This window comes from Pseudorhodoplanes sp., assembly GCF_059499825.1.
The window spans coordinates 24,666-46,598 of record NZ_JCABZI010000007.1 but is presented as its reverse complement, the minus strand read 5'-3'; the positions used below and the strand labels follow the sequence as shown (position 1 = coordinate 46,598).

12 protein-coding genes are annotated in these 21,933 nt (G+C 61.9%); 1 reads left to right on the top strand and 11 read right to left on the bottom strand.

Annotated elements, in window-relative coordinates; all coding sequences use genetic code 11:
- Positions 1 to 23: 23 nt before the first annotated feature.
- The 6 genes from treY to AC5I5I_RS10975 are packed head-to-tail and all read right to left on the bottom strand — an operon-like array spanning position 24 to position 13,970.
- On the bottom strand, positions 24 to 2,768 hold the full coding sequence (gene treY / locus AC5I5I_RS11000; RefSeq protein ID WP_495972848.1) for a malto-oligosyltrehalose synthase: 2,745 nt from the start codon (positions 2,766 to 2,768) through the stop codon (positions 24 to 26).
- Positions 2,768 to 4,525, bottom strand: a complete 1,758-nt coding sequence (gene treZ, locus AC5I5I_RS10995) for a malto-oligosyltrehalose trehalohydrolase (protein ID WP_495972846.1) — start codon at positions 4,523 to 4,525, stop codon at positions 2,768 to 2,770. The genes treY and treZ overlap by 1 nt, the downstream gene beginning before the upstream one ends.
- Positions 4,522 to 6,597 (bottom strand): glycogen debranching protein GlgX, encoded by a 2,076-nt coding sequence (glgX, locus tag AC5I5I_RS10990; RefSeq protein WP_495972908.1) that lies wholly within the window; start codon positions 6,595 to 6,597, stop codon positions 4,522 to 4,524. Before glgX ends, treZ begins: the two co-directional genes overlap by 4 nt.
- A complete protein-coding gene (glgB, locus tag AC5I5I_RS10985; RefSeq protein ID WP_495972844.1) occupies positions 6,587 to 8,734 on the bottom strand; it encodes a 1,4-alpha-glucan branching protein GlgB in 2,148 nt (715 codons plus the stop codon). The genes glgX and glgB overlap by 11 nt, the downstream gene beginning before the upstream one ends.
- Positions 8,731 to 12,000: a maltose alpha-D-glucosyltransferase gene (treS, locus tag AC5I5I_RS10980; RefSeq protein ID WP_495972842.1), complete on the bottom strand. Its 3,270-nt coding sequence runs from the start codon at positions 11,998 to 12,000 to the stop codon at positions 8,731 to 8,733. The genes glgB and treS overlap by 4 nt, the downstream gene beginning before the upstream one ends.
- Positions 12,001 to 12,002: 2 nt before the next feature.
- Positions 12,003 to 13,970: an alpha-1,4-glucan--maltose-1-phosphate maltosyltransferase gene (locus AC5I5I_RS10975; protein ID WP_495972840.1), complete on the bottom strand. Its 1,968-nt coding sequence runs from the start codon at positions 13,968 to 13,970 to the stop codon at positions 12,003 to 12,005.
- A gap of 131 nt (positions 13,971 to 14,101) precedes the next feature.
- Between AC5I5I_RS10975 and malQ the strand changes: the two genes are divergently transcribed.
- Positions 14,102 to 15,856, top strand: a complete 1,755-nt coding sequence (gene malQ, locus AC5I5I_RS10970) for a 4-alpha-glucanotransferase (protein ID WP_495972838.1) — start codon at positions 14,102 to 14,104, stop codon at positions 15,854 to 15,856.
- Between the two features lie 84 nt (positions 15,857 to 15,940).
- Here the strand turns inward: malQ and AC5I5I_RS10965 are convergent, their stop codons facing one another.
- The 5 genes from AC5I5I_RS10965 to AC5I5I_RS10945 all read right to left on the bottom strand — a co-directional run bounded on the left by AC5I5I_RS10965 (position 15,941) and on the right by AC5I5I_RS10945 (position 21,893).
- Positions 15,941 to 18,397, bottom strand: a complete 2,457-nt coding sequence (locus tag AC5I5I_RS10965; RefSeq protein ID WP_495972836.1) for a glycogen/starch/alpha-glucan phosphorylase — start codon at positions 18,395 to 18,397, stop codon at positions 15,941 to 15,943.
- Positions 18,398 to 18,614: 217 nt separating this feature from the next.
- On the bottom strand, positions 18,615 to 18,839 hold the full coding sequence (locus AC5I5I_RS10960; protein ID WP_495972834.1) for a hypothetical protein: 225 nt from the start codon (positions 18,837 to 18,839) through the stop codon (positions 18,615 to 18,617).
- A gap of 66 nt (positions 18,840 to 18,905) precedes the next feature.
- Positions 18,906 to 19,898, bottom strand: coding sequence for a prohibitin family protein (locus tag AC5I5I_RS10955; RefSeq protein ID WP_495972832.1), 993 nt, complete (start codon positions 19,896 to 19,898; stop codon positions 18,906 to 18,908).
- A gap of 278 nt (positions 19,899 to 20,176) precedes the next feature.
- Positions 20,177 to 20,428 (bottom strand): GlsB/YeaQ/YmgE family stress response membrane protein, encoded by a 252-nt coding sequence (locus AC5I5I_RS10950; RefSeq protein ID WP_495972830.1) that lies wholly within the window; start codon positions 20,426 to 20,428, stop codon positions 20,177 to 20,179.
- Between the two features lie 133 nt (positions 20,429 to 20,561).
- Entirely contained in the window at positions 20,562 to 21,893 is a 1,332-nt protein-coding gene (locus tag AC5I5I_RS10945) for a CmpA/NrtA family ABC transporter substrate-binding protein (RefSeq protein WP_495972828.1), read from the bottom strand.
- Positions 21,894 to 21,933: the final 40 nt, after the last annotated feature.

Genomic DNA, 21,933 nt, shown 5'->3' with positions numbered 1-21,933 from the left:
CGACCGACCGAGCGACGGGTATGTCACTCTTCGGTGGCGACAACGGCAACGGGCAGGACGTCGAAGAGCTGGCCAAGCTCCATGCCATTGTTAATGGACCGATCGCCAATCAGGTCGCGCGCGCTCGGAAATGGGGTGGCGATTGCGCCGCGCCATCCGGCAGGCCATTGGTGTCCGCCGGCGGTCCGCGCCGCGAACCGGCGGCCAGCCGCGACCAGAACCCGCCGCTTGCCGAGGCTGCGCGTGAACGCCACGACGTGTTCTGCGTCCTCGCCATCGACCGGAACCGGGTCGTATCGTCCGTCGCGAAACAAGTCTGCATAGTTGTTACGAATCTCCAGCAGGCGCCGTGTCAGAGCAAACTTGATGCGGCCGTCCGGCCATTGCACAGATAGGTCAGGCCAGTCAGCTCCTTCAGCCACGCCACCAATCCGGCGTTCAAAATCGACAGGCCGGCGATTGTCCGGATCAACCAGGGAGTAGTCGTAGAACTCGGTGCCCTGAAAAAAATCGGGCACGCCGGGCGACATTATTTTCAGAGTGAGTTGTGACAGGCTGTTCAGGGCTCCAAGCAACGCAGTCCGCCGCGCAAACTGCGAAAAATCGGCCGTGAACGCGGCGGAGCGATCCCCGGACAGGATGTCACGCAGGAATCCCGTCAGGGCGTTTTCATAGGCCGCATTGGGCGTGGCCCAGCTGGTGTCCTGCTTGCCTTCGCGCGCCGCCTTGATGGCATAGGCTTCCATCCGCTCGACGAAGCTTTCATCGATGCCGGTGAGCGGCCAGGCGCCGATCAGGGTCTGATACAGCATGTACTCGTGTGCCGACGACGGCTGCCGAACCTTACCGCCCGTACCGCGAATGAAATGTCTGTTCATGGCCGACCAGCGCTGGACGGCTTCTTGCCATTCCGGTGCCAGCTCGGCGAGTGCGAGGATACGCATGCGCGCGTCCTCGCCCCGCTTGGTGTCGTGGGTTGCGGTTGTGGTGAGGGCATGCGGCGCGACTTCGGCCGCCTCTGTCTGCCGGCGGTGAAAGGTTTGCAGTGAGGCATCCGGGTGTGCTGGCTCCCCACCGACTTCATTCAGAGCCAGCAGACGATGGTAACGATAGAACGCGGTATCTTCGAGCGACTTGGCCATCAACGGACCGGTGAATTGCTGCAGCTTCATCGCGAAGTTGCGCACGCGCGGCCGGCTGTAGGACGGAAACTCCGCCAGATCTGTGTTGATCGCCTTCTCAAGGAAATCGAAGATCTCCGGGTCAGGACCGCGCCATTTTGCGCGGGCACGCGCAATCACGTCCGCGATCACGGCGCGATCCCGATCGGACGGCCCATCGATGGCGATGTATGTCCGATAGACAGGGAATTCGAGCACGTAAGCCTGAAGCGCCATGCGTAGCCGCTCGGTGACAAAGTCTCGAGTCGCGAATGACCCGGCAGCGATGCGCGACAGCGCGCGTGTCAGCACGGAAAACTCGCTGGCCAGCATTGTCTCGAGCACGGTGCGTTTGGCATCCGCCAGGATGTCGTCGAGCCGGCCACGTTCTCCGACGAAGTCACGCCATGTCCGCTCCAACTGCTCCAGTCCGGCGGGCTCGAGCAGAACATGCGAGATATGGTTCAGCCGCTCGTAGCCGGTTGTGCCCGCAACGCCGGTCAGGCTCGGCAGCGGCTCTTCGTCGCCAAGGATTTTCTCGATCAGCAGGTAGAAGCGCTGCTTTCCAGGCGAGGGCCGGATGCGCCGGACCAGCTCCTGCAGGCGGCGGGTGTATTGAGCGGGATCCCGCAATCCGTCGACATGGTCGAGCCGCAGACCATGCAGCTTCTGCTCCGCGATCAGGCGTGCAACCAGACCATGCATCGCGCGGAAGGTCGCGGGGTGTTCGGCGCGCAAGCCCGCTAGATCGTTGATGTCGAAGAACCGCCGATAGTTGATCGAGGAAAAAGCGATACGCCAGTAAGCCAGGTGATAGTGTTGCCGCTCCAGCAAACGATGCAGGGCGAGCTGGCCGGCCTCGGTCTTCGCGTCATAGACATGCAGCCCGCGCGCGATCAGTTCCGCAGCGCCGTCGATGGCCGCCAGTTCCTGCTTGAACCTCGGCGCATCCCGGTAGGACGGAGCATTCGGGCTGCGATGCGGCTGAACCAGCCCGATGATCGCCTGACCCGCCGCCGTGTCGTGCGCGTTCGCGGCGCTGACAAGATTGCGGAGGATTTCGCCATAACGCTGCGGATTGATCGGAAGCTTGTGTTCGAAATACTTGGCAGCGAACGTGCCGCTGGCGGCGTCGTATTTCAGTTCGATTTCGGCCTGCGACAACGCATCGGCATAGGATCTGCCGAGGATGGGCAGGAGCACGCCCGGCTGCTGCCGATGCGGCAGGCCGTTCCAGTCGATGTCGAATGACGCCGCGTGCGGCGACTTCTGGCCCCATTCCAGGACGTCGAGCCACCAGAGATTGTCGGAGAAGCCGACACCCATGTGATTGGGGACGAAGTCGAGGATCAGCCCCATATCGGCGCTAGCAAGCGCCGTGGATAGCCGCTCGAAGGCTTCGTCGCCGCCGAGTTCGGGATTGAGGCGGTTATGGTCGACGATGTCGTAGCCGTGTGTGCTGCCCGGCCGCGCTGCGAGAAACGGCGAGGCATACAGGTGCGAGATGCCGAGTTGCTTCAGATAAGGAACCAGCGCCGCCGCCGCGTAGAAATCAAAATCCTTGGTGAGTTGAAGACGATAGGTTGCAACCGGTATGGCGGGTGGCATCAGCGCGCTCCAAGCGCCACGAATACCGACCACGGCGCGAGCGTCGAATCAGGCGCGTCTCCCCAGATCGTTTCGTCCCAAGCGGGCAGGTCGGACGGGAGCGAACGCTCGTTATCCGAGATATTCGCGAGCAAACAAAGGCGCTTCTCGCCCACGTCCCATGACGCGAACAGGACACCGTCGTTGAAGTGCGCGTCACCGCCTTGCGGGATCTGCGGAAGCAGGGGGACAATGTGTGCCTTGCGGACCTGCAGTAATTTGCGCGTCAGCGCCAACCGATCTGCGCCGTCGTTCCGCGATAGGGCGGACCAGTCCAGCGTCGCGATATTGCGGGTTGATTCGGCGAGCGGGTCGGGAATGTCATCGCCCGACTCGGCATAGGCTTCGGCAAACTCGCGCTTCCGTCCGTTGCGCACTGCGTCCGCCAGGTCGCCCTGGAAATCGCAGAAGAACGGAAAAGGTTCGGTCGCGCCCCATTCGTCGCCCATGTAGATGAGGGGCGGTGAGGGCGATAGCAGGAGGATCGTGAATGCGGCCTCAAGCGCTGCGCGCGTTGCCAGCGCCGACAGGCGCTCGCCCTTGGCCCGATTGCCAATCTGGTCGTGGTTCTGAAGGAAGTTCACGAAAGCGGCCGGCGGCAGATGTCTGCTTTGCTCGCCGCGCGGCCGCCCGCCGCGGTGGGGCGAGGGCTCGCCCTGGTAGATAAAACCCTCCGCGAGGCTGCGCGCGACGCGAGCGCCGGGACTGTCGTAGTCCTTGTAATAGCCCTGAAGTTCTCCGGTCAGCAGCGTGTGCCAGGCATGGTGATAGTCATCATTCCATTGCGCGCGATAGCCGCCGCGTGGAACGACCTCCAAGGGCTCGAGCAAGGCGGCCTGGTTATCGTCGTTCTCGAGTACCAGATGGATGTGCCGTCCGGTTTGGGTCGCGAGTGTTCCGACCGCCGCGCTCAGGTCGTGCAGCATATGCGGGCTGCCCGGGGTCGCGATGGCGTGCACGGCGTCGAGGCGCAGGCCGTCGAAGCGATAGTCGCGCAACCAGTACACCGCATTCTCGATCGCAAAGGTACGCACGCAAGGCTGGGTGTAGTCGATCGCGCCGCCCCAGGGCGTCTGCTCTTCGGAGAAGAACTGAGGCGCGATGCGGTGGAGGTAGTTTCCCTCCGGTCCGAAGTGGTTATAGACCACGTCCAGGAACACCATCAGCTTGCGCTGGTGCGCCGCATCGATCAACGCCTTGAGGTCTTCCGGCCCTCCGTAGACGCTGTCAGGCGCAAAAGGCAGAACGCCGTCGTAGCCCCAATTCCAACGCCCCGGAAAGTCGGATAGCGGCATCAACTCGATCGCCGTTATACCAGTCTCTGCCAGATGATCGAGTTTGCCGATCGCGGCGCGGTAGGTCCCCTCAGGCGTGAACGTCCCGACATGAAGTTCATAGAGCACCGTGTCCTGCCAAGGCCTTCCTTTCCAGTCGGTGGCCTCCCAGGCAAAACGCTGGTCGACCACTTCGCTCGGACCATGGACATCGTCCGGCTGAAACCTGGAACCCGGGTCGGGAATCGCGAGCTCGCCGTCGATCAGGAATTGATAGCGCGTGCGGGCTTTTGCACCGGGCACCTCCAGCCGGTACCAGCCATCCTGCGCCGCCATCGGGATCTGGCTGTCCAGCAACAAGTCGACGCGTTTCGCGGCCGGGGCCCAGAGTCTGAACGTCACGCCATCATCGTGTAGTTGCGGGCCGAAAAGCTCCCCGCTCATGCCCGGCCCTCGTAAACCGTTACGCTCAGCCCCGGGGACTTTGCGTTGTGCCCCGGTCCGCCGCCCGTCTCCGACATTTGTTCGGTCGTTTCGAGCGCCAGCGCCCATGACTGGACGTTCGGCCATTCCGGGAAAGTGAATTCGATCTCCTCATGCGCGGCGTTCAGGACGATGAATAAAGGGCTGCCTGTCTCCTCGGATGCGGCCAACACATAAGAAAGAAACCGGCCAGCCGGAAAATTCCAATCGGTTTCCGACATCTCCGACGCGGAGGGTGTCAGCCATTTGACGTCGTAGGTGTCGTCGTCGCGTTTGCCGATCAGCCACTGACGAGGCTGCAGTTGCGGATAAGAATCGCGCATCCGCTTCAGGGTGCCGATCAGGTCGGTGAGATCGTCTTCGGTTCCGAGTTTCGACCAGTCGACCCAGCCGATTTCGTTATCCTGACAATAGGTGTTGTTGTTGCCGTTCTGCGTATTGGCTGCCTCGTCGCCGGCCAGGATCAATGGGACCCCCTGGGCCAGCATCAGGCAAGCAATCTGGTTGCGCCGGAGCTGGCGGCGAATGGCATTGATGCCCTCGTCGTCGGTAGGACCCTCGACACCAAAATTGACGCTGATGTTGTCGTCCGAACCGTCCCGGTTGTCCTCGCCATTAGCGTCGTTGTGCTTGTCCTGGTAGCTCACCAGATCGTTGAGCGTGAATCCATCATGCACGGTCACGTGGTTGATGCTGCTCCGGGGTCCGCGGCCGTTATGCTGATATTGCGGCGCCGAGCCGGTCATGCAGCGCGCAACATCGCCGAGCAGCCCGCCATCGCCGCGCCAATATCGGCGCATGGTATTTCGGTAGACGTCGTTCCATTCCGACCAGCCGGTTGGAAATCCGCCGACCTGATAGCCGCCGAGACCGATGTCCCACGGCTCGGCAATCATCTTCACGCTGGCCAGGACCGGATCCTGCCGCACAGCGGCGAAGAACGGAGCATTGGCGTCGAAGCCGGGACCGCGACCAAGAGTGCTTGCCAGATCGAAGCGGAATCCATCGACGTGATAGACCTCGACCCAGCGCCGCAGCGAATCCATGACCATCTGCAAGACGCGCGGCGTGGCGAGCTTGAGCGAATTCCCGGTCCCTGTGAAATCGTCGTAATAGCGCGGTTCATCCGGCATCAGCCAGTAATACGATGCGTTGTCGATACCGCGATAGCACAGCGTCGGACCGAGCTGGTTGCCTTCGCAGGTATGGTTATAGACAACGTCGAGGATCACCTCGATGCCGGCATCGTGCAGCGCCGCGACCGTGCTTCGGAACGCGTTGACGGTGTTACCGTTCGCGTATCGCTTTTCCGGCGTGAAGAAGCTGAGCGTGTTGTAGCCCCAGTAATTGCGCAGGCCGCGATCGATCAGATGCCGGTCGTCGGGAAAGGCATGCACCGGCAACAGCTCGATTGCGGTGATCCCAAGCCGCCGGAGATGTGCGATCAGTGCTGGCGACGACAACGCGCCATAGCTGCCGCGAAGCCCCTCCGGCATGTCGGGAAATGTCTCGGTCAGTCCCTTGACGTGAGCCTCATAGATGAGTGTTTGCTCCCACGGGATCTGCGGCCGCGACCCGTTTCCCCAGCTATGGGCGTCGTCCAGGACCACCGACTTGTACATATAGCGCGCGTTATCGCGCTTGTCGTAGGAGAGATCCTGCTGCTTGCTGCCGGTGCGATAACCGAAATGGGTATCACTCCAGATGAATTGCCCTCCGAGGTCCTTCCCGTATGGATCGATCAGCAGCTTGTTGGGATTGAATCTGTGTCCGGCTTCGGGGGCGTAGGGCCCATGCACGCGATAGCCGTAAAGTTGTCCCGGCGCCACGTCGGGGAAATAGCCGTGCCAGACGTCATCCGTGCGTTCCGGCAAGATGACACGGCTGCTTTCATGCTTCCCGGAGCTGTCGAATAGACACAGCTCCACGCTCGTGGCGTTCGCCGAAAACAAGGCGAAGTTCGTGCCCCGACCGTCAAAGGTTGCACCGAGCGGGTAGGGGGTTCCGCCTGAGATTTTCGCCTTAGACCTCAGGAACGAAATAGACGGCAGCAAGCGGTGGGACAACAATGTGGAGCTCCGGGATGTCACGCGTCATAACCGCCGTCACAGTGCCGTTGTTCCCAACGTTGCTGCCTCCATATATGGCGGAGTCGGAATTCAGCACTTCCCGCCATTGCCCGCTGAACGGGACCGGGACGCGATAATCATTCAGGACCTGCGGGGTGAAGTTCACCACCACCACGCACCGGTCACCTTCCGCCGCGCCTTTGCGCTGCCAGGCGAACACGCTGTTGTCGGCGTCATTCATCACCAGCCACTCGAAGCCTTCCGGCTCGCAATCACGCTGATGTAGCGCGGGCAGCGTGCGATACAGCCGGTTCAGATCGCGGACCAACTGCTGTACGCCTTTGTTGAGCGGCCGTTCGAGCAGGTGCCATGGCAGACTGACGTCGTGATTCCACTCGGTGTCCTGCGCGAATTCGCTGCCCATGAACATGAGCTTCTTGCCCGGATGCGCGAACATGAAGGCGAAATAGGCGCGCATATTGGCGAAGCGCTGCCATTCGTCACCCGGCATCCGGCCGAGAATGGAGCGTTTGCCGTGCACGACTTCATCGTGCGACAGCGGGAGGATGAAGTTCTCGGAGAATGCGTAATGCAGACCGAACAGGATTTGCCCATGATGGTGGCGACGGTGGATCGGATCCTTCGAGATGTAATCAAGCGTGTCGTGCATCCAGCCCATATTCCACTTGTAGCCGAAGCCCAGTCCGCCCCATTCGACCGGCCGGGACACCTGCGGCCAGGCTGTGGATTCCTCGGCGGCCGTCGTGGCATTCGGATAGCGGCCGAACACCTCGGTGTTCACGTGGCGCAGGAAGTCGATCGCGTCCAGATTCTCGCGTCCGCCATGCTTGTTCGGGACCCAGGCATCCTGTGGCCGGCTGTAGTCGAGATAGAGCATGGACGCGACGGCATCGACGCGCAGGCCGTCGACTGCGTAACGGTCGAGCCAGAACAACGCATTCGCCAGCAGGAAATTGGAAACTTCCGTGCGGCCGAAATTGTAGATCAGCGTACCCCAGTCGAGATGCCGGCCCTGCATGGGATTGGCGTGCTCATAGAGCGCGGTGCCATCGAATTGGCCGAGACCATGGGGGTCATCGGGAAAATGTCCCGGCACCCAGTCCAGAAGGACGCCGATTCCCCGCCGATGGAAGGCATCGACCAGCGCGGCGAAGTCCTCCGGCGATCCGAAGCGGCTGGTCGGCGCGTACATGCCGGTCGGCTGATAGCCCCACGAGCCGTCGAACGGATGCTCCGAAATCGGCAGCAACTCGACATGCGTGTAACCCATATCGTGGACGTAATCCGGCAGCGTTTCGGCAAGCTCGCGATAGGTCAGCCAGCTGTTGTCCCGGCGAGGATTGCGACGCCAGGATCCGAGATGCACTTCGTAAATCGATATGGGCGCTTTGACCGAATTTAGCCCGTCGCGAGCCGGGCGCGGCTTCGGCAACGTGTTCAGGTCCAGGACGATCGAGGCCGTGGACGGCCGCATCTCGGCGGCAAATGCAAACGGATCCGACTTCAGCGGCAGGAGGTCGCCATTACGATTGATGATCTCGTACTTGTATTTGTTTCCTGCGACCGCCGCCGGGACGAAGATCTCCCAATAGCCGTTGCCACGCACCCGCATGGCGTGCCGGCGCCCGTCCCAATTGTTGAACTCGCCGACGACGCTGACCCGCTGGGCGTTCGGAGCGAACACCACGAATCCAACGCCCTGGACACCGTCGAGCTGCTGCGGATGCGCTCCGAGCTTGTCATAGATGTGGAGGTGGTTGCCCTCTCCAAGCAGATGGAGATCGAAATCGGACAGCAGCGGCGGAAACCGATAGGGATCCTCCAGCTCCACTTCTCGGTCGCCGAAGCGGGCTCGCAGGTGGTAGCGGTCGTTGCCGATCGGCCCGCTGAACAAGCCCGTCTGGTCGACCTGCGTCAGTTCCTGCTCCTGTCCGCCTTCCTCGATCGCGACCACACGGCTCGCATCCGGCATCAGCACGCGGAGGATGGTCCGGTCGTTTTCCTTATGCGGGCCGAGGAAACTGAACGGATCGGAATGCCGCCCGGTCACGACGGCTTTGGCCTCGTCGGACAGTCTCATGTGACGATGGCCCCCCGCCGTTCGAGAATCCGGACGGTCGCCTCAACCGGAATGGCCATCCAGGTGGGCCGGTTCGAGATTTCGTATTCGATCTCGTAAAATGCTTTCTCCAGCAGGAAAAATGCCAGCAGGTCGTCGGCCGCCTTAGGGTCTTGCGGCCACAGCGCGCTGTCTTTTACCGCCGAACGATAGGCGTCGAGATAGGTTTCGGTGAGAATGCCCGACCAGCGTCGCACGCTCTGGATCAACCGGGAATGCTCCTCCGGGGTGATATCGGTCATTCGTCGCAGCGCCGCACTTGCGGCATAGTCGATCGAGCGACAGCATCCTGCGACGTCCCGCGCGGCCGGCGCCTTGGCGCGGCGTTCCTCGAGGCTGCGGCGGGGTTCTCCTTCGAAGTCGATGAGGAAGGCATCGTCCTTCACCATCAGCACCTGGCCAAGATGGAAGTCGCCGTGATGGCGGATCTTCAGTGCCACCGGCGTCGCGACGCGGCTCTGTTCGATATGCGATCGGATGGCGGCGTGATTCTGGAGCAGCGTGCCGATGAGCGGGTCCGACTTGTCGTCGCGATTGCGCTCCAGGAGCTTGAACACGCGATCGGCGCGCTCCAGCATCCCTTTGGTCCAGCGGTCGATATCGGCCGCCTCGACAGCCTCCGGCGCGAACGCCGGAATATCCGGTCGGCTTGCCAGTTTGAGATGGCATTCGCCCGTCCGCAGGCCGATCTGGCCGATCCGATGGATCATCGTTGCGTATTCGGGCGTCTCGTTGGCAGCATCGTCCGGCAGGATACGCTGTTCATCGAGAAGCCGGTCGAGAGACTGTCCGATGACGGTCCAGGCATCGCCCTGATTCTCGGCAAACTCGTGCACCACGGCGAGGGCGCTGGCATCATCGCCGTCGACCAGCTCGAGAGAGCCGAGCAAGGCCGGCGTATGCGAGAACGGCGCGTCCTCGACGAAGAAGCGTCCGATCTCGATCTCCGGATGGATCCCGGGCGTGATCTTGCGCAGGATCTTCACCACGTATTTGCTCTCGACCACCATGCTGGTGTTGGACTGCTCGACGCCGACGGGGCTTACCGCAGAAAAAGGAGTCAGCTCCTTGAACGCAGAGGTGCGGCGGAATTCCAGCGTGCGGGTGCCGGCAGTTTCGGTCGTGCCCTCGAAAATCTTGTTGACCAGCGCCGCAATGAAGTGCGGCTCCAGCGCCGCATCGAGCAATGCACCCTCGCGCGCATGGCGGCGCACGGCGGCGAGGACCTTGCCGGGGCCGGTATCGTCGAGCTCGGTGTAACGCGACCAGCGGATCGTTACCGGCAGTTGATAGCGGCTACTGCCGTCTTCCTGGGTGACATCCGTGACGGCGAGCATGAATTTCTCGCCGCCATGCTCGAGCGGAAATGCAACCGGCAGCGAGCAGGACAGACGCCGCGCCGCCTTTTCGCCGAACCAGCGTCGCTCCATGAGGAACGACGGGAGTACGTCGGTTTCGAGCGCGTGGCGGTTGCGACCCGACAAGACCGATTCGACGTCACTGCCGACGACAAGCGTTGTAACTTCACGCGGACGCAACACTTCGGTGAAGTCGGGTGACTCGCTAAGAAGCTGAAACCAGAAGAAGCCATAGGGGGGGAGGGTCACGAGATAAGGCAGGTCGCCGATGCGCGGGAAGCGGGTCCGCCCCAGCATCTCCAGTGGGATACGTCCCTTCCACGCGGTCAGATCGAGTTCGACCGCCTGCGCCGAACGCGACAGATTCGCAACGCAAAGGATTGCCTCGTCGCCGAGCTGGCGCACATAGGAGAGCACAGACCGGTTAGCGGGTCGAATAATGGAAAGATCGCCGCGTCCGAATACGCGAGAAGATTTTCGTACGCTGATCAGGCGCTTGGTCCAGCTGAGAAGCGATGACAGCGAGCGCGTCTGTGCTTCGACATTGACCGAAGCATAGCCGTAGACCGGGTCCATGATGCAGGGGAGAAAGAGGCGGGCCGGGTCGGCGCGCGAAAAGCCGCCATTCCGATCGGGCGTCCATTGCATCGGGGTACGGACGCCGTTGCGGTCACCAAGATAGATGTTGTCGCCCATCCCGATTTCGTCGCCGTAATAGATGATCGGCGTGCCCGGCATCGACATCAGGATCGAATTCATCAATTCGATCTTGCGACGATCGTTATCCATCAGCGGCGCCAGGCGCCGCCGAATACCCAGATTGATCCGTGCTCTAGGGTCCGAGGCATAGGTTGCCCAAAGATAGTCGCGCTCCGCATCCGTGACCATTTCGAGCGTCAGTTCGTCGTGATTGCGCAGGAACATCGCCCACTGACAATTCTCCGGTATGTCCGGGGTCTGGCGCATAATGTCGGTGACCGGGAAGCGATCTTCCTGCGCGATCGCCATGTAAATTCGTGGCATCAGCGGAAAGTGATAGGCCATGTGGCACTCGTCACCTTCGCCGAAATATTGCTGCACGTCCTCGGGCCACATATTGGCTTCGGCGATCAGGACCTTTCCGGGCGCATAGGCGTCAAGTTCGGCGCGCAGCCGGCGAATAATGGCGTGAGTCTCCGGCAGATTTTCGTTGCTGGTGCCGTCCCGCTCGATCAAATACGGCACAGCGTCAAGCCGGAAGCCGTCAACGCCAGCGTCCAGCCAGCGCTTCATCACCTGCACGATCGCGCTCACGACGCGTGGATTGTCGAAGTTGAGGTCCGGTTGATGCGAGAAGAAGCGATGCCAGTAATAGGCGCCGGCCTCCTGGTCGTAGGCCCAGTTCGACTTCTCGGTGTCGGTAAAGATAATCCGGGTGTCCAGATATTTCTGGTCCGTGTCGCTCCACACATACCAGTCGCGGGCGCTTGAGCCGCGCGGACTCCGCTTGGCGCGCTTGAACCAAGGATGCTGATCCGAGGTGTGGTTGATGACGAGTTCGGTGATGACGCGCAGGCCCCGCGCATGGGCTTCCTGCATGAAGCGGCGGAAGTCGCGCATGGTCCCAAAATCGCTGTTGACGCTGCCGTAATCGGCAATGTCGTAGCCATCGTCGCGGCCCGGACTGGGATAGAACGGCAAAAGCCAGAGGGTGGTGACGCCGAGATCTTTCAGATAGTCCAGACGTCCGGTCAGTCCGGCGAAGTCCCCGATGCCGTCATTGTTGCTGTCGCAGAATGCCTTGACGTGCAGCTGATAGATAATGGCGTCCTTGAACCAGAGCTCATCGTCCAGTTGCACGTCGGAGCTGAATGTCGGTGCGATGTTCATTGTCAGGCCAGGCAGCGGAAGAGGAGGGCGGGATCGTTCTGGGGATCGATCCAGAGGCGCACGCCACCCCATTCGAGGATGCGACGTTCGCCGGTGACCAGATTTTCAATGGCGCGTACCGGCTCGCCGGTGCCGAGCCGCGCGTTGCCGAAGTGGAGCCAGAATTCGCGCGCTTGCGGTGACAATGCGATGGCCGCCGCCACCGTATTCGTCCCGTCGACAGACGTCTTGATAAAGCCGATGAGATGGTCGTCCTGGATATCGAGGAAGCGCAGATCGGATGTCTGCAGCAGCGCAGCGTTCTCGCGCCGAAACCGGTTCAGGCGGCCGAGATAATCGGAGATGTTGCCGGCCTTGTGCCAGTCGCGGGTCCTGATCTCGTATTTCTCGGAATTGAGATACTCCTCCTTGCCGGGTATCGGCTCATGCTCGAGCAGCTCATAGCCGTTATAGATTCCGTAATTCGACGACAGGGTCGCGGCCAGCGCCGCGCGCGCCTTGAACAGCCAGGTTTCGCCGGTCTGCAACTGCACCGGTAGGATGTCTGGCGTGGTGACGAAAAAGTTGGGGCGGAAATAATCCCGTTCGGGATGAGCGGTGAGCTCGGACAGGTATTCCTGGAGCTCGGCCTTTGTCGTCCGCCAGGTGAAATACGTATAGGACTGCGAGAAGCCGAGCTTGGCGAGCGCCTTCATCAACTTCGGCCGCGTGAAAGCCTCGGACAGGAAGATCACGTTGCTGTTGCGGCGATGCACCTCGCCGATCACCCACTCCCAGAAGGGCAGAGGCTTGGTGTGCGGATTGTCGACACGGAAAATCTCGACGCCTTGGTCGACCCAGAACAGGAAGACGTCGCGCAGTGCGGTCCACAGGGCGACGCGGTGGTCCGATCCAAAATCCGGGTTGACGATGTCTTCGTATTTCTTGGGCGGATTTTCCGCGTATTTTATCGTGCCATCCGGTCTCTTCCTGAACCACTCAGGGTGCTGTTTGAGCCACGGATGGTCAGGCGAGCATTGCACCGCGATATCGAGCGCGATCTCCATGTTATGCGCACGGCAGGCTTCCACCAGCCGTCGAAAATCATCCAGCGTACCCAATTGAGGATGTACGGCGTCGTGTCCGCCGCTGACGTTGCCGACAGCGTAAAAGCTGCCCGGATCGCCCGGCTCGGCGCGCAGGGCGTTATTCTTGCCTTTGCGGTGAGCTGTGCCGATCGGGTGAATGGGTGTCAGATACAGAACGTCAAATCCGAGCCCGGCGATCTCCGGCACGCGCGCGATGCAATCGTCGAAGGTCCCGTGCTGACCGGGTACCTTGCTCTGGCTGCGAGGCACCATCTCGTACCAGGCGCCCGCGCGAGACCGAGGCCGCTCGATCATGATCGGAATGATTGCACTACGGCTGAGATCAGACCGAACCGGACTCCGGGCCATGCTCTTGACCATGTCCGGGGAGAGCAATGCGTCCGGCCGGCCGGTCGTTTTGAACTGCGCCAATGCGGTCTGGACGACGGCGTAGTCCGGCCAGTTCCGCGGCGACAGTTCGGCGATCAGTTCCGCGCCCTCGCGTGCGTCGACCGTCACATCTTGTCCTGCATCCTGTTTGAGCAGAAAGCCCTTGCGCCACGAGCTGTAGCGGTCAGACCAGACCTCGATCTGGAACACGCTACGCCCGGTCTGTGTCGGTAGAATTGTTCCGGTCCAGCGGTCGTTGCCGAATAGCTTCATCGGCGCGCTGTGCCAGTCGGTCGCATCCTCAGGCCGCCAGCGGATCGAAGCTGCAATGGCGTCATGACCGTCGGCGATCAGATCCGCCCAGATATCAATGATTTCGCCGACGACACGCTTGACGGCGTAACGACCGTTATCGATGCAGGGGTAGATGTCTTCGATGCGGAAGCGCGGACCCGTAGGATCCGCCGAAGTGACCTCTTGTTCGACCGTCGCCGACGCAAACTCCCTACGCATGACCAGCGGTTCGTCGGTACATTGATCACCCCTTCGGCGAGGCAACGGGCGAAAATGATAGTAGTTCCCGCAATTTGCGAAACTTAATGCATAAGCGCGGCGTTGGACGCGCGACGAACTGAAATCTGGAAATGACAGACAAAGCGCGGGCGTGGGGGGTCGAAGACGGATATCACGACGTTTTCGGCAACTGGCATCAAGCAGACGGAGAAACTCTAGACCGGCTCGTCGATCGGCTTTCGGCAGGTCGCGCTGCGCCTTTGGATATGCGCACGTCGTTGGATGTGGAACTCCGCGCGTTCCAGGGCGATGCCGTACCGGGCTGGGGCCTTGCGGTGCAACTCTATTCGGTTCGCTCGGCGACGAATTGGGGGATCGGCGACTTCACGGATCTTCGGCATATGCTCGGGGTCGCAGCGCGTAGCGGTGCAAGTGCGGTTGGATTGAACCCCTTGCATGCCCTGTTTCTGGATAGGCCAGAAGCCGCCAGTCCCTATGCGCCGAACAGCCGGCTGTTTCTCAACCCGCTCTACATCGATGTTGAGGCGATACCTGAATTCGAGGGGATCGAGGACGCGTCGCTCGGCGAAGCCGTTCAGGCGTTGCGGGCGAATGATCTTGTTGACTATGTCGGCGTCGCGGCGTTGAAAGAGCGGATGCTGCGCGCGGTCTATGCCCGGTTTCTTGAGCGCGGGACGACAGAACGCGCAGCCAGGTTCGCGAACTTTCGCGCCGCGCAGGGGGAGAAACTCACCCGCTTTTCCTGCTTCGAAATCCTGCGGCGGCGTTTCAATCGTGCCTCCTGGCGGCAATGGCCCGATCCCTGGAAGAACCCCGACACGACAACGCTGAATGAACTTCGCAGACGGCAGGATCGTGAATGCGGGTTCTTCGAGTTTCTGCAATGGGTCGCCGACGATCAACTCGCCGCCTGCCGTGACAAGGCGAAAGAACTCGGTCTGCCGATCGGGCTTTATCTCGATCTCGCCGTCGGCGTCGATCCGGATGGCGCCGATGCGTGGAGTAACCAGTCAGCGGTACTCCGCGATTTTTCCATCGGCGCGCCTCCCGACGAATTCAACCCGGCCGGACAGGATTGGGGGCTGGCGCCGTTCAATCCCCACGCATTACAGGATAACGACTTCGCTGCGTTTCGTGAATTGCTTTCCGCCGCGATGCGCCACGCCGGCGCGGTGCGGCTTGATCATGTGCTTGGTCTGATGCGCCTCTATCTCGTGCCGCATGGTGTGGGCGCATCCCGCGGCGCCTATCTCCGCTTTCCTTTCGAGCCGCTACTGCGCGTGATCGCGGAGGAGAGCAACAAATATCGCTGCGTCTTCATCGGCGAAGATCTTGGCACCGTGCCGGAGGGCTTTCGCGAGACCGCCGCGCGGTGGGGCGTCTGGACCTATCGCGTGATGATGTTCGAACGCTGGGGCGACGGCGAGTTCAAGAAGCCGCACGATTACCCGCATGAAGCGCTTGCAACATTCAATACGCACGACCTGCCGACCTTTCGCGGTTGGGTCAGTGGGCATGACCTCGACGTGAAACGGGCGCTTGGAATCGATCCGGGAGAAGACAACGACAGCCGCCAGCGGGCCCGAGAGGCGCTGGGTCGTGCGTTGTCGTCTGGTGAGAACGGTTCAGGCGAGGGCCTTCCATCGGCGTGCGCCTATCTTGCCGCAACTCCGGCAAAACTCGTGATGGTGTCTTTGGAGGACATGCTGGACGTCGTGGAGCAGGTCAATATTCCCGGCACCATCGATCAGCATCCGAACTGGCGGCGCAAACTTCCTGTCGCTCTGGAAGAATGGACTGATGGCGATACCTGGAAGATGGTGGCGTCCACTTTTGAGCGCGCGGGACGCAGCCTTCGCCGCTAGTGGCTCCTGGCCGAAGCCAGTTCCACGCGCAGCGTGCAAGGACTTGGCATGGGATCGGCACCGCATCTTTCGCGATCCGCCGCATCAGACGCGCACGGGCACATTCCAGATTTCGGCTGCATATTCCCGCACTGCGCGGTCAGAGCTGAACCATCCCATCCGGGCCGTATTCAGGATGCTGGAGCGCCACCATTGTGTGCGGTCGAGCCACGCGCGGTCGACCTCCCGCTGCCTCGTCCAGTAGTCAGAAAAATCTGCCGCCACCATGAACGGATCGGCGCCGAGCAGCGTGTCAACGAGCGAGCTGTATCTCGACGGATCGTCGGGTGAGAAGGCGCCGGCCACGCACATTTGCAGGGCGGTCTGCAGTACCTCGCTGTCCCGCGCCGCCGCGATTCCCTCATAGTGTGAGTGTCTGCGTTCCTCGACCTGCTCCGCTGTCATGCCGAAGAGAAAGAAATGGTCGGCGCCGACGTGATCGCGGATCTCGATATTGGCACCGTCGAGCGTGCCGATGGTCAGCGCGCCATTGAGTGCGAGCTTCATGTTGCCGGTGCCAGACGCCTCCATGCCCGCGGTGGAAATCTGCTCGGACAGGTCGGCGGCAGGAACGATGGCCTCGGCCAGACTCACATTGTAGTTCGGTATGAAAACCAGCTTCAGCCGATCGCCGACGACCGGGTCGGAGTTGATGACGTTCGCGACGTCATGCGCGAGCTTGATCAGAAGCTTGGCGCGCTGATAGCCGGGCGCCGCCTTGCCGGCGATGATCTTGACCCTCGGAACGTGCGTGCCGCCGGGATTGGCGCGGATGTGCGCGTAGAGGGCAATCGTCTCTAGCAGGTTGAGCGTCTGGCGCTTGTATTCGTGGATGCGTTTGACATGCACGTCGAACAGCGCGTCGGGATCGACGGCGATGCCGGTCCGCGACCGGATCAGACTGGCCAGCCGCTCCTTGTTCGCACGACGGATGCGCTGGGCGCGCTCGCGGAAACCGGCATCGTCGCTGGCGGCCTCGATCGACCGAAGCGCGTCGGGATGCTCGCGAATGTCACGCCCTGCGGCCTCCGAAATGAGAGCGGTCAGGGCTGGATTGGCCTGAAACAGCCAGCGGTGGAAGGTGACGCCGTTGGTCTTGTTGACGATCACGGTCGGCGCAGCCTTGGTCAGGTCGTGGAATACCGTGGCCTTCAGCAGGTCGGTGTGGAGGGCCGAGACGCCGTTGACGTGGTGCGATCCGACGAAGGCCAGATGCGCCATGCGGATCGAGCGATCGCCGCCTTCGTCGATCAGCGAAATATTGGCGATGAATTCAGGATCGGTCAGGCCGCGACGCGTCGCGTCTTCGAGGTGGTGCCAGTTGATCAGATAGATGATCTGCAGGTGGCGCGGCAGGACATGCCCAAACAGGAACAGCGACCATTTCTCCAACGCTTCCGGCATCAGCGTATGATTGGTGAAGCTGATGGTTGCGCGGGTGATGTCCCAGGCCTCGTTCCAGTTCAGATCGTGCTCGTCGATCAGCACCCGCATGAGCTCCGCCACCGCGATGGCGGGGTGGGTGTCGTTGAGCTGGATGGCGGCATGATCGCCGAGGAGGCGGATATCGCCGATCTGCTCCATGTGCCGCCGGATGATGTCGCGCAGCGATGCCGCGGTGAAGAAATACTCCTGCCGCAGCCGCAACTCGAGCCCCTGGGGAGTCTGATCGTTGGGATACAGGATGCGTGTGATCGCTTCGGCCTTGATCCGCGCCGCCATCGCGCCGATGTGATCGCCTTCGTTGAAAGCGGACAACTGGATGGGGTCCGGTGCCCGCGCACCCCATAACCGCAGCACATTGGCGTGCGTGCCCTTCCACCCGATTAGCGGAATGTCGTGGGTGGTCGCGATCACGGTCTCGCCGGGGTACCAGATCGCACGCGGCGTATCGTGATGGCCTTCAACATATTCGACTGCGCCGCCAAAGCCGATGGCGTATTCCTTTTCCGGGCGCGGCAATTCCCATGGATTGCCGGACTTCAACCATTGCTCCGGACGTTCTTCCTGCCAGCCGTCGCGGATCGTTTGCGCGAACAACCCGTGTTCGTACCGGATGCCGTAGCCGTAAGCGGGTATTCCCAGCGACGTCATGCTGTCCATGTAGCAGGCGGCGAGCCGCCCAAGACCGCCATTGCCGAGAGCGGCGTCCGGTTCGACGTCCTGGATATCCTGAAGATCGACGTCGAAGCCGGCCAGCGCCGCGCGCGCTTCTTCCGTCAAACCGAGATTGGCGAGAGAGTCGGACAACAGACGCCCGATCAGGAACTCGATCGAAAGGTAATAGACCCGCTTCTTGCGTGAGCGTCGGTTGTCGGGTCGGATGTCCAGCCAGAGCTCGGTAATGCGGTCGCGCACCGCCAGCGTCGTGGCGACGTACCAATCCTGCTTGTTGGCCTCCGCGACGGTCTTGCCGAGTCCATAGACCAGTCGCGCTCGGATCGCCTCGTTCAGTGAAGAAGGCGTTGATGTCGCGGTGGAAGGGGGGGCAATGGAACCCATTTCAGGAGCGGTTCGGTTTGCTGGAAGGCATTACGCCAGGAGAGGTCCGCGCTCAGGCTGATTGTTTAGGAGCGGGGAGCCCATGAACATGGTTGCGATACGCCAGAATTGACAGGGAGTTCAACCTGGCAACGGAGTCATGGCTCGCGCCCTGAGTTCCCTCAACCGCCCCAGTTTCCGTGCCCACGCCCCTCGCGCAGCAAAAGGACGTCGGCGCTCAGCGCGTTGCGTAATCCAGTTTCCGACGCACAATTGCGCGATCGGCGATGAGCCGGTCGTGGAGCACCTCGAACTCATGCAGCAAGTCCATTGCAGCGGAGGCGTCGCGATCGTCGCGCAGCAGATCCGCCACGATCTCGCGTTGCCGCGTCAAATCCTCCTCCACCAGCGCGATGTGACGCTCGAGTTGTTCCGACTGGCCAAGGATCGACGCGCGGTCCATGGTCAAAGTCTAGCACCGTACGCCAGCGGCGGAAGCCCCCTTGGGTGCTTCCGGTCGTCGCGTCTCTTACCGGGCGGATGAGCTGAGCGGACCCTGCGTCGGCGTTGACGCGCGGGTTCCGGCGGGCGAGGGCGTCACGGCGCGAGGGTCGAGATTGAGCATCGGCACCGCGCCGCCCGGCAACATCGTCACCGGCAGTCTGCCGTCCCATTTCTCGGCCTGAACCAGATTCACGAGATTGGGATTGTCGCCCAGTGCGGCGCCCCGGGCGCGGATCGCTGCGGCTTCCGCCTCGCCGCGTAACCGGATCGCTTCGGCCTCGGCCTGGGCGCGCTGGCGCACGGCATTGGCTTCCGCCGTCGCCTTGGTGACCACGATCTCGGCCTGCACCTTTTCACGCTCGGCATTTTGCCGCAGGCGCTGCACCTCGACCTCGGCCAGCATGCGCTGCTCGATCGACTTTTCGTATTCGTTGCTGAAATCGAGATTTTCGATCTGCACGGATTCGATCACGACCGGCCCCTCGGCATGCTTGAGCACGGCGGCCATGACCTCGGCATTCAACCTGCCGCGTTCCTGGATCGCGGTCACGGCGTTGAACTGACCGAAAACGATCTTCGACTGCGACTGCACCGTGGGAAGAAGAATGCGGTCGGCATAGCCACGCAGGCCGCCGAACTGCGAGTAAAGATCGTCGACCTTGTCTTCCGTGGCCCGAAAATTCACCGAGATCAGGAGATCCGCAGGTTGCTGGTCGCGGCTGTAGGAATTGACCTTGTCGAACTGCACGCGCTGGGTCTCCAGCGAGATTTTAACGATCGAATCGATGAAGGGAATCTTGAATCCCAGTCCCGGTGTGGCTGTGCCGATCAGCTTGCCGTTACGCAGGATGACGCCGCGCTCGCGCTGGTCGATGGTGTACCAGCTGCCGAGGACGATCGAGAGCCCGAGCACGAAAAGGATTGCGATTCCGACAATCACGAGGACGCTGCGGCCGCGTCCGCCACCACCGCTTCCGCTGGATGCGACGGCCGCCGCCTGTGTCAGGATCTTGGACATGGCTTCCCCTCTGTTCGACCGCTATCGCAACCTTTGCGTGGCACGGCTGCGCCAGGCGATCCGGTCAAGGATACTCGGCGTTGGTCGCAGGCCGAGCCCGTCCGGTTCACCCCAGGACAAGAATTTCGGTCAGGAGAATACCAAGATTTTTACGGCTGCGCGCGGACGCTTTGCGCCGCCTGTGCATACGAAAATGCCGGCCGGGCAGGTGCCCGGCCGGCAAAAACTGGAGCGCTACGGAGTTGTCCGCAGCTTCGCGTCGTGCCCCTATCGTGCCGTTAGGCCCGCTTCTGGATCATGCCCCATACCGCCAGCACGATGATCGCACCGACGATGGCGCCGATCAGCCCCGCACCTTGGCCCGCCTGGTACCAGCCGATCGCCTGGCCGAGGAAGGTGGCCGCAAAGGCGCCGACAATGCCCAAGAGGGTCGTCAGGATGAAGCCTTTCGGCTCATTGTCGCCCGGCATGATGAATTTCGCGATCACGCCCGCGATGAAGCCGATGATAATGGTCCAGATGATGCCCATGCGCCGCCCTTCCTTTGCTTGAAGCCGTGTCAAACGCACGGACTCAATCGAGGTTCCATCCTAGCGCAAAATCTCGGTCATTAACATTCCGGCGGCACTTTGCGCGTGGCCGGAAATCGCCGTGAGACCGGCCTCATGCCCTTCGGATCGCGAAGCTGTCCACATATTCGTTCGGCTTGGCGGGGTCGAAGGCCTTGCCCATGACCGTGAAGCCCTTGGTCGCGGAGGCGGGAACCGGCATGCCGGCATCCTTCATCGCCTTGCCGGCCTCGGTGGTGAGGAACACCTTCTTGGCGATGCCCGCATAATCGACGTCGCCCTTGACCTGACCCCAGCGCTTCATCTGGGTCAGGATCCAGACCGCAAAGCTTTCATACGGGAAGGGATCGAAAGTGACGCGGTTCGGATCCTTCTTGATGCCGCCGAGCCCGTCGGCATAGGTGCCGGTCAGCACCTGGTCGAGCACGGTGACGGGCGCGTTGATGTAGTTGGCCGGCGCGATCGCTTCGGCGATCTGCTTGCGGTGCTCGGGCTTCGCCGAATAGGCGCTGGCCTCCATGATGGCGCGCAGCAGTGCCGCATAGGTGTTCGGCATCTCGCTGGCAAAATCCGCGCGGGCCGAGAATGAGCAGCACGGATGTCCGTCCCACAGTTCCTTCGAGATCAGATGGATGAAGCCGACACCGTCGAACACCGCACGCTGCACGATGTTGTCGGGGGCAAGGAAGCCGTCGACATTCCCGGCGCGCAGGTTTGCGACCATTTCCGGCGGCGGCACGACGCGGAGTTGGACGTCCTGATCGGGATCAAGGCCGGCTTCGGCGAGGTAATAGCGCAACAGGTAATTGTGGATCGAATAATCGAAGGGAATCGCTAGCTTCAGCCCCTTCCAGGATTTCGGATCGCGGCGATCCTTCATCGCCATCGACAGGCAAATCGCCTGGCCGTTGACGTTCTCGATCGCGGGTACGGTGAAGGGTATGGGTGTCGAGCCCAGCCCCATCGAAATCGCGATCGGCATCGGCGCCAGCATGTGAGCGGCGTCGTATTCCTTGTTGATGGTCTTGTCGCGGATCACGGCCCAGCCGGCGGTCTTGACCACGTCGACATCCAGCTTCTGCTTCGAATAGAAGCCGAGCGGATGGGCCATGATGATCGGGGTCGCGCAGGTGATCGGGATGAAGCCTACCGCGAGCTTGGTCTTTTCCAGCGGGCCCGATTGCGCGAAAGCGTCGGTCGCGGTGGCGATCGGGAAAATCTGCGACAGCGCAGCGGTGACGGTGGCGCTGCCGACGGCTGCGAGCAGAGAGCGGCGCGTCATCGCGTCGGGGAAAGCGGCACGCAGAACCGCGCTCTCCACGCGCCCGCGCAGGCCGGCATCGCTCAGGCCTTCGCAGGTTAGGCCCGCATCGTGGTCCATGCCGCAGGCACAGGCGCTCACGCGGGTTGGCGATTTGTCGATCATTGCTACGGTCCCTCGATGCGGTGATGTGTTAGTAAAAAAG

Bases quoted from the DNA above. Each gene is read 5' to 3' on its own strand.
- treY (WP_495972848.1), bottom strand. From the start codon at position 2,768: ATGCCACCCGCCATACCGGTTGCAACCTATCGTCTTCAACTCACCAAG.
- treZ (WP_495972846.1), bottom strand. From the start codon at position 4,525: ATGAGCGGGGAGCTTTTCGGCCCGCAACTACACGATGATGGCGTGACG.
- glgB (WP_495972844.1), bottom strand. From the start codon at position 8,734: ATGAGACTGTCCGACGAGGCCAAAGCCGTCGTGACCGGGCGGCATTCC.
- treS (WP_495972842.1), bottom strand. From the start codon at position 12,000: ATGAACATCGCACCGACATTCAGCTCCGACGTGCAACTGGACGATGAG.
- AC5I5I_RS10975 (WP_495972840.1), bottom strand. From the start codon at position 13,970: ATGCGTAGGGAGTTTGCGTCGGCGACGGTCGAACAAGAGGTCACTTCG.
- malQ (WP_495972838.1), top strand. From the start codon at position 14,102: ATGACAGACAAAGCGCGGGCGTGGGGGGTCGAAGACGGATATCACGAC.
- AC5I5I_RS10965 (WP_495972836.1), bottom strand. From the start codon at position 18,397: ATGGGTTCCATTGCCCCCCCTTCCACCGCGACATCAACGCCTTCTTCA.
- AC5I5I_RS10960 (WP_495972834.1), bottom strand. From the start codon at position 18,839: ATGGACCGCGCGTCGATCCTTGGCCAGTCGGAACAACTCGAGCGTCAC.
- AC5I5I_RS10955 (WP_495972832.1), bottom strand. From the start codon at position 19,898: ATGTCCAAGATCCTGACACAGGCGGCGGCCGTCGCATCCAGCGGAAGC.
- AC5I5I_RS10950 (WP_495972830.1), bottom strand. From the start codon at position 20,428: ATGGGCATCATCTGGACCATTATCATCGGCTTCATCGCGGGCGTGATC.
- AC5I5I_RS10945 (WP_495972828.1), bottom strand. From the start codon at position 21,893: ATGATCGACAAATCGCCAACCCGCGTGAGCGCCTGTGCCTGCGGCATG.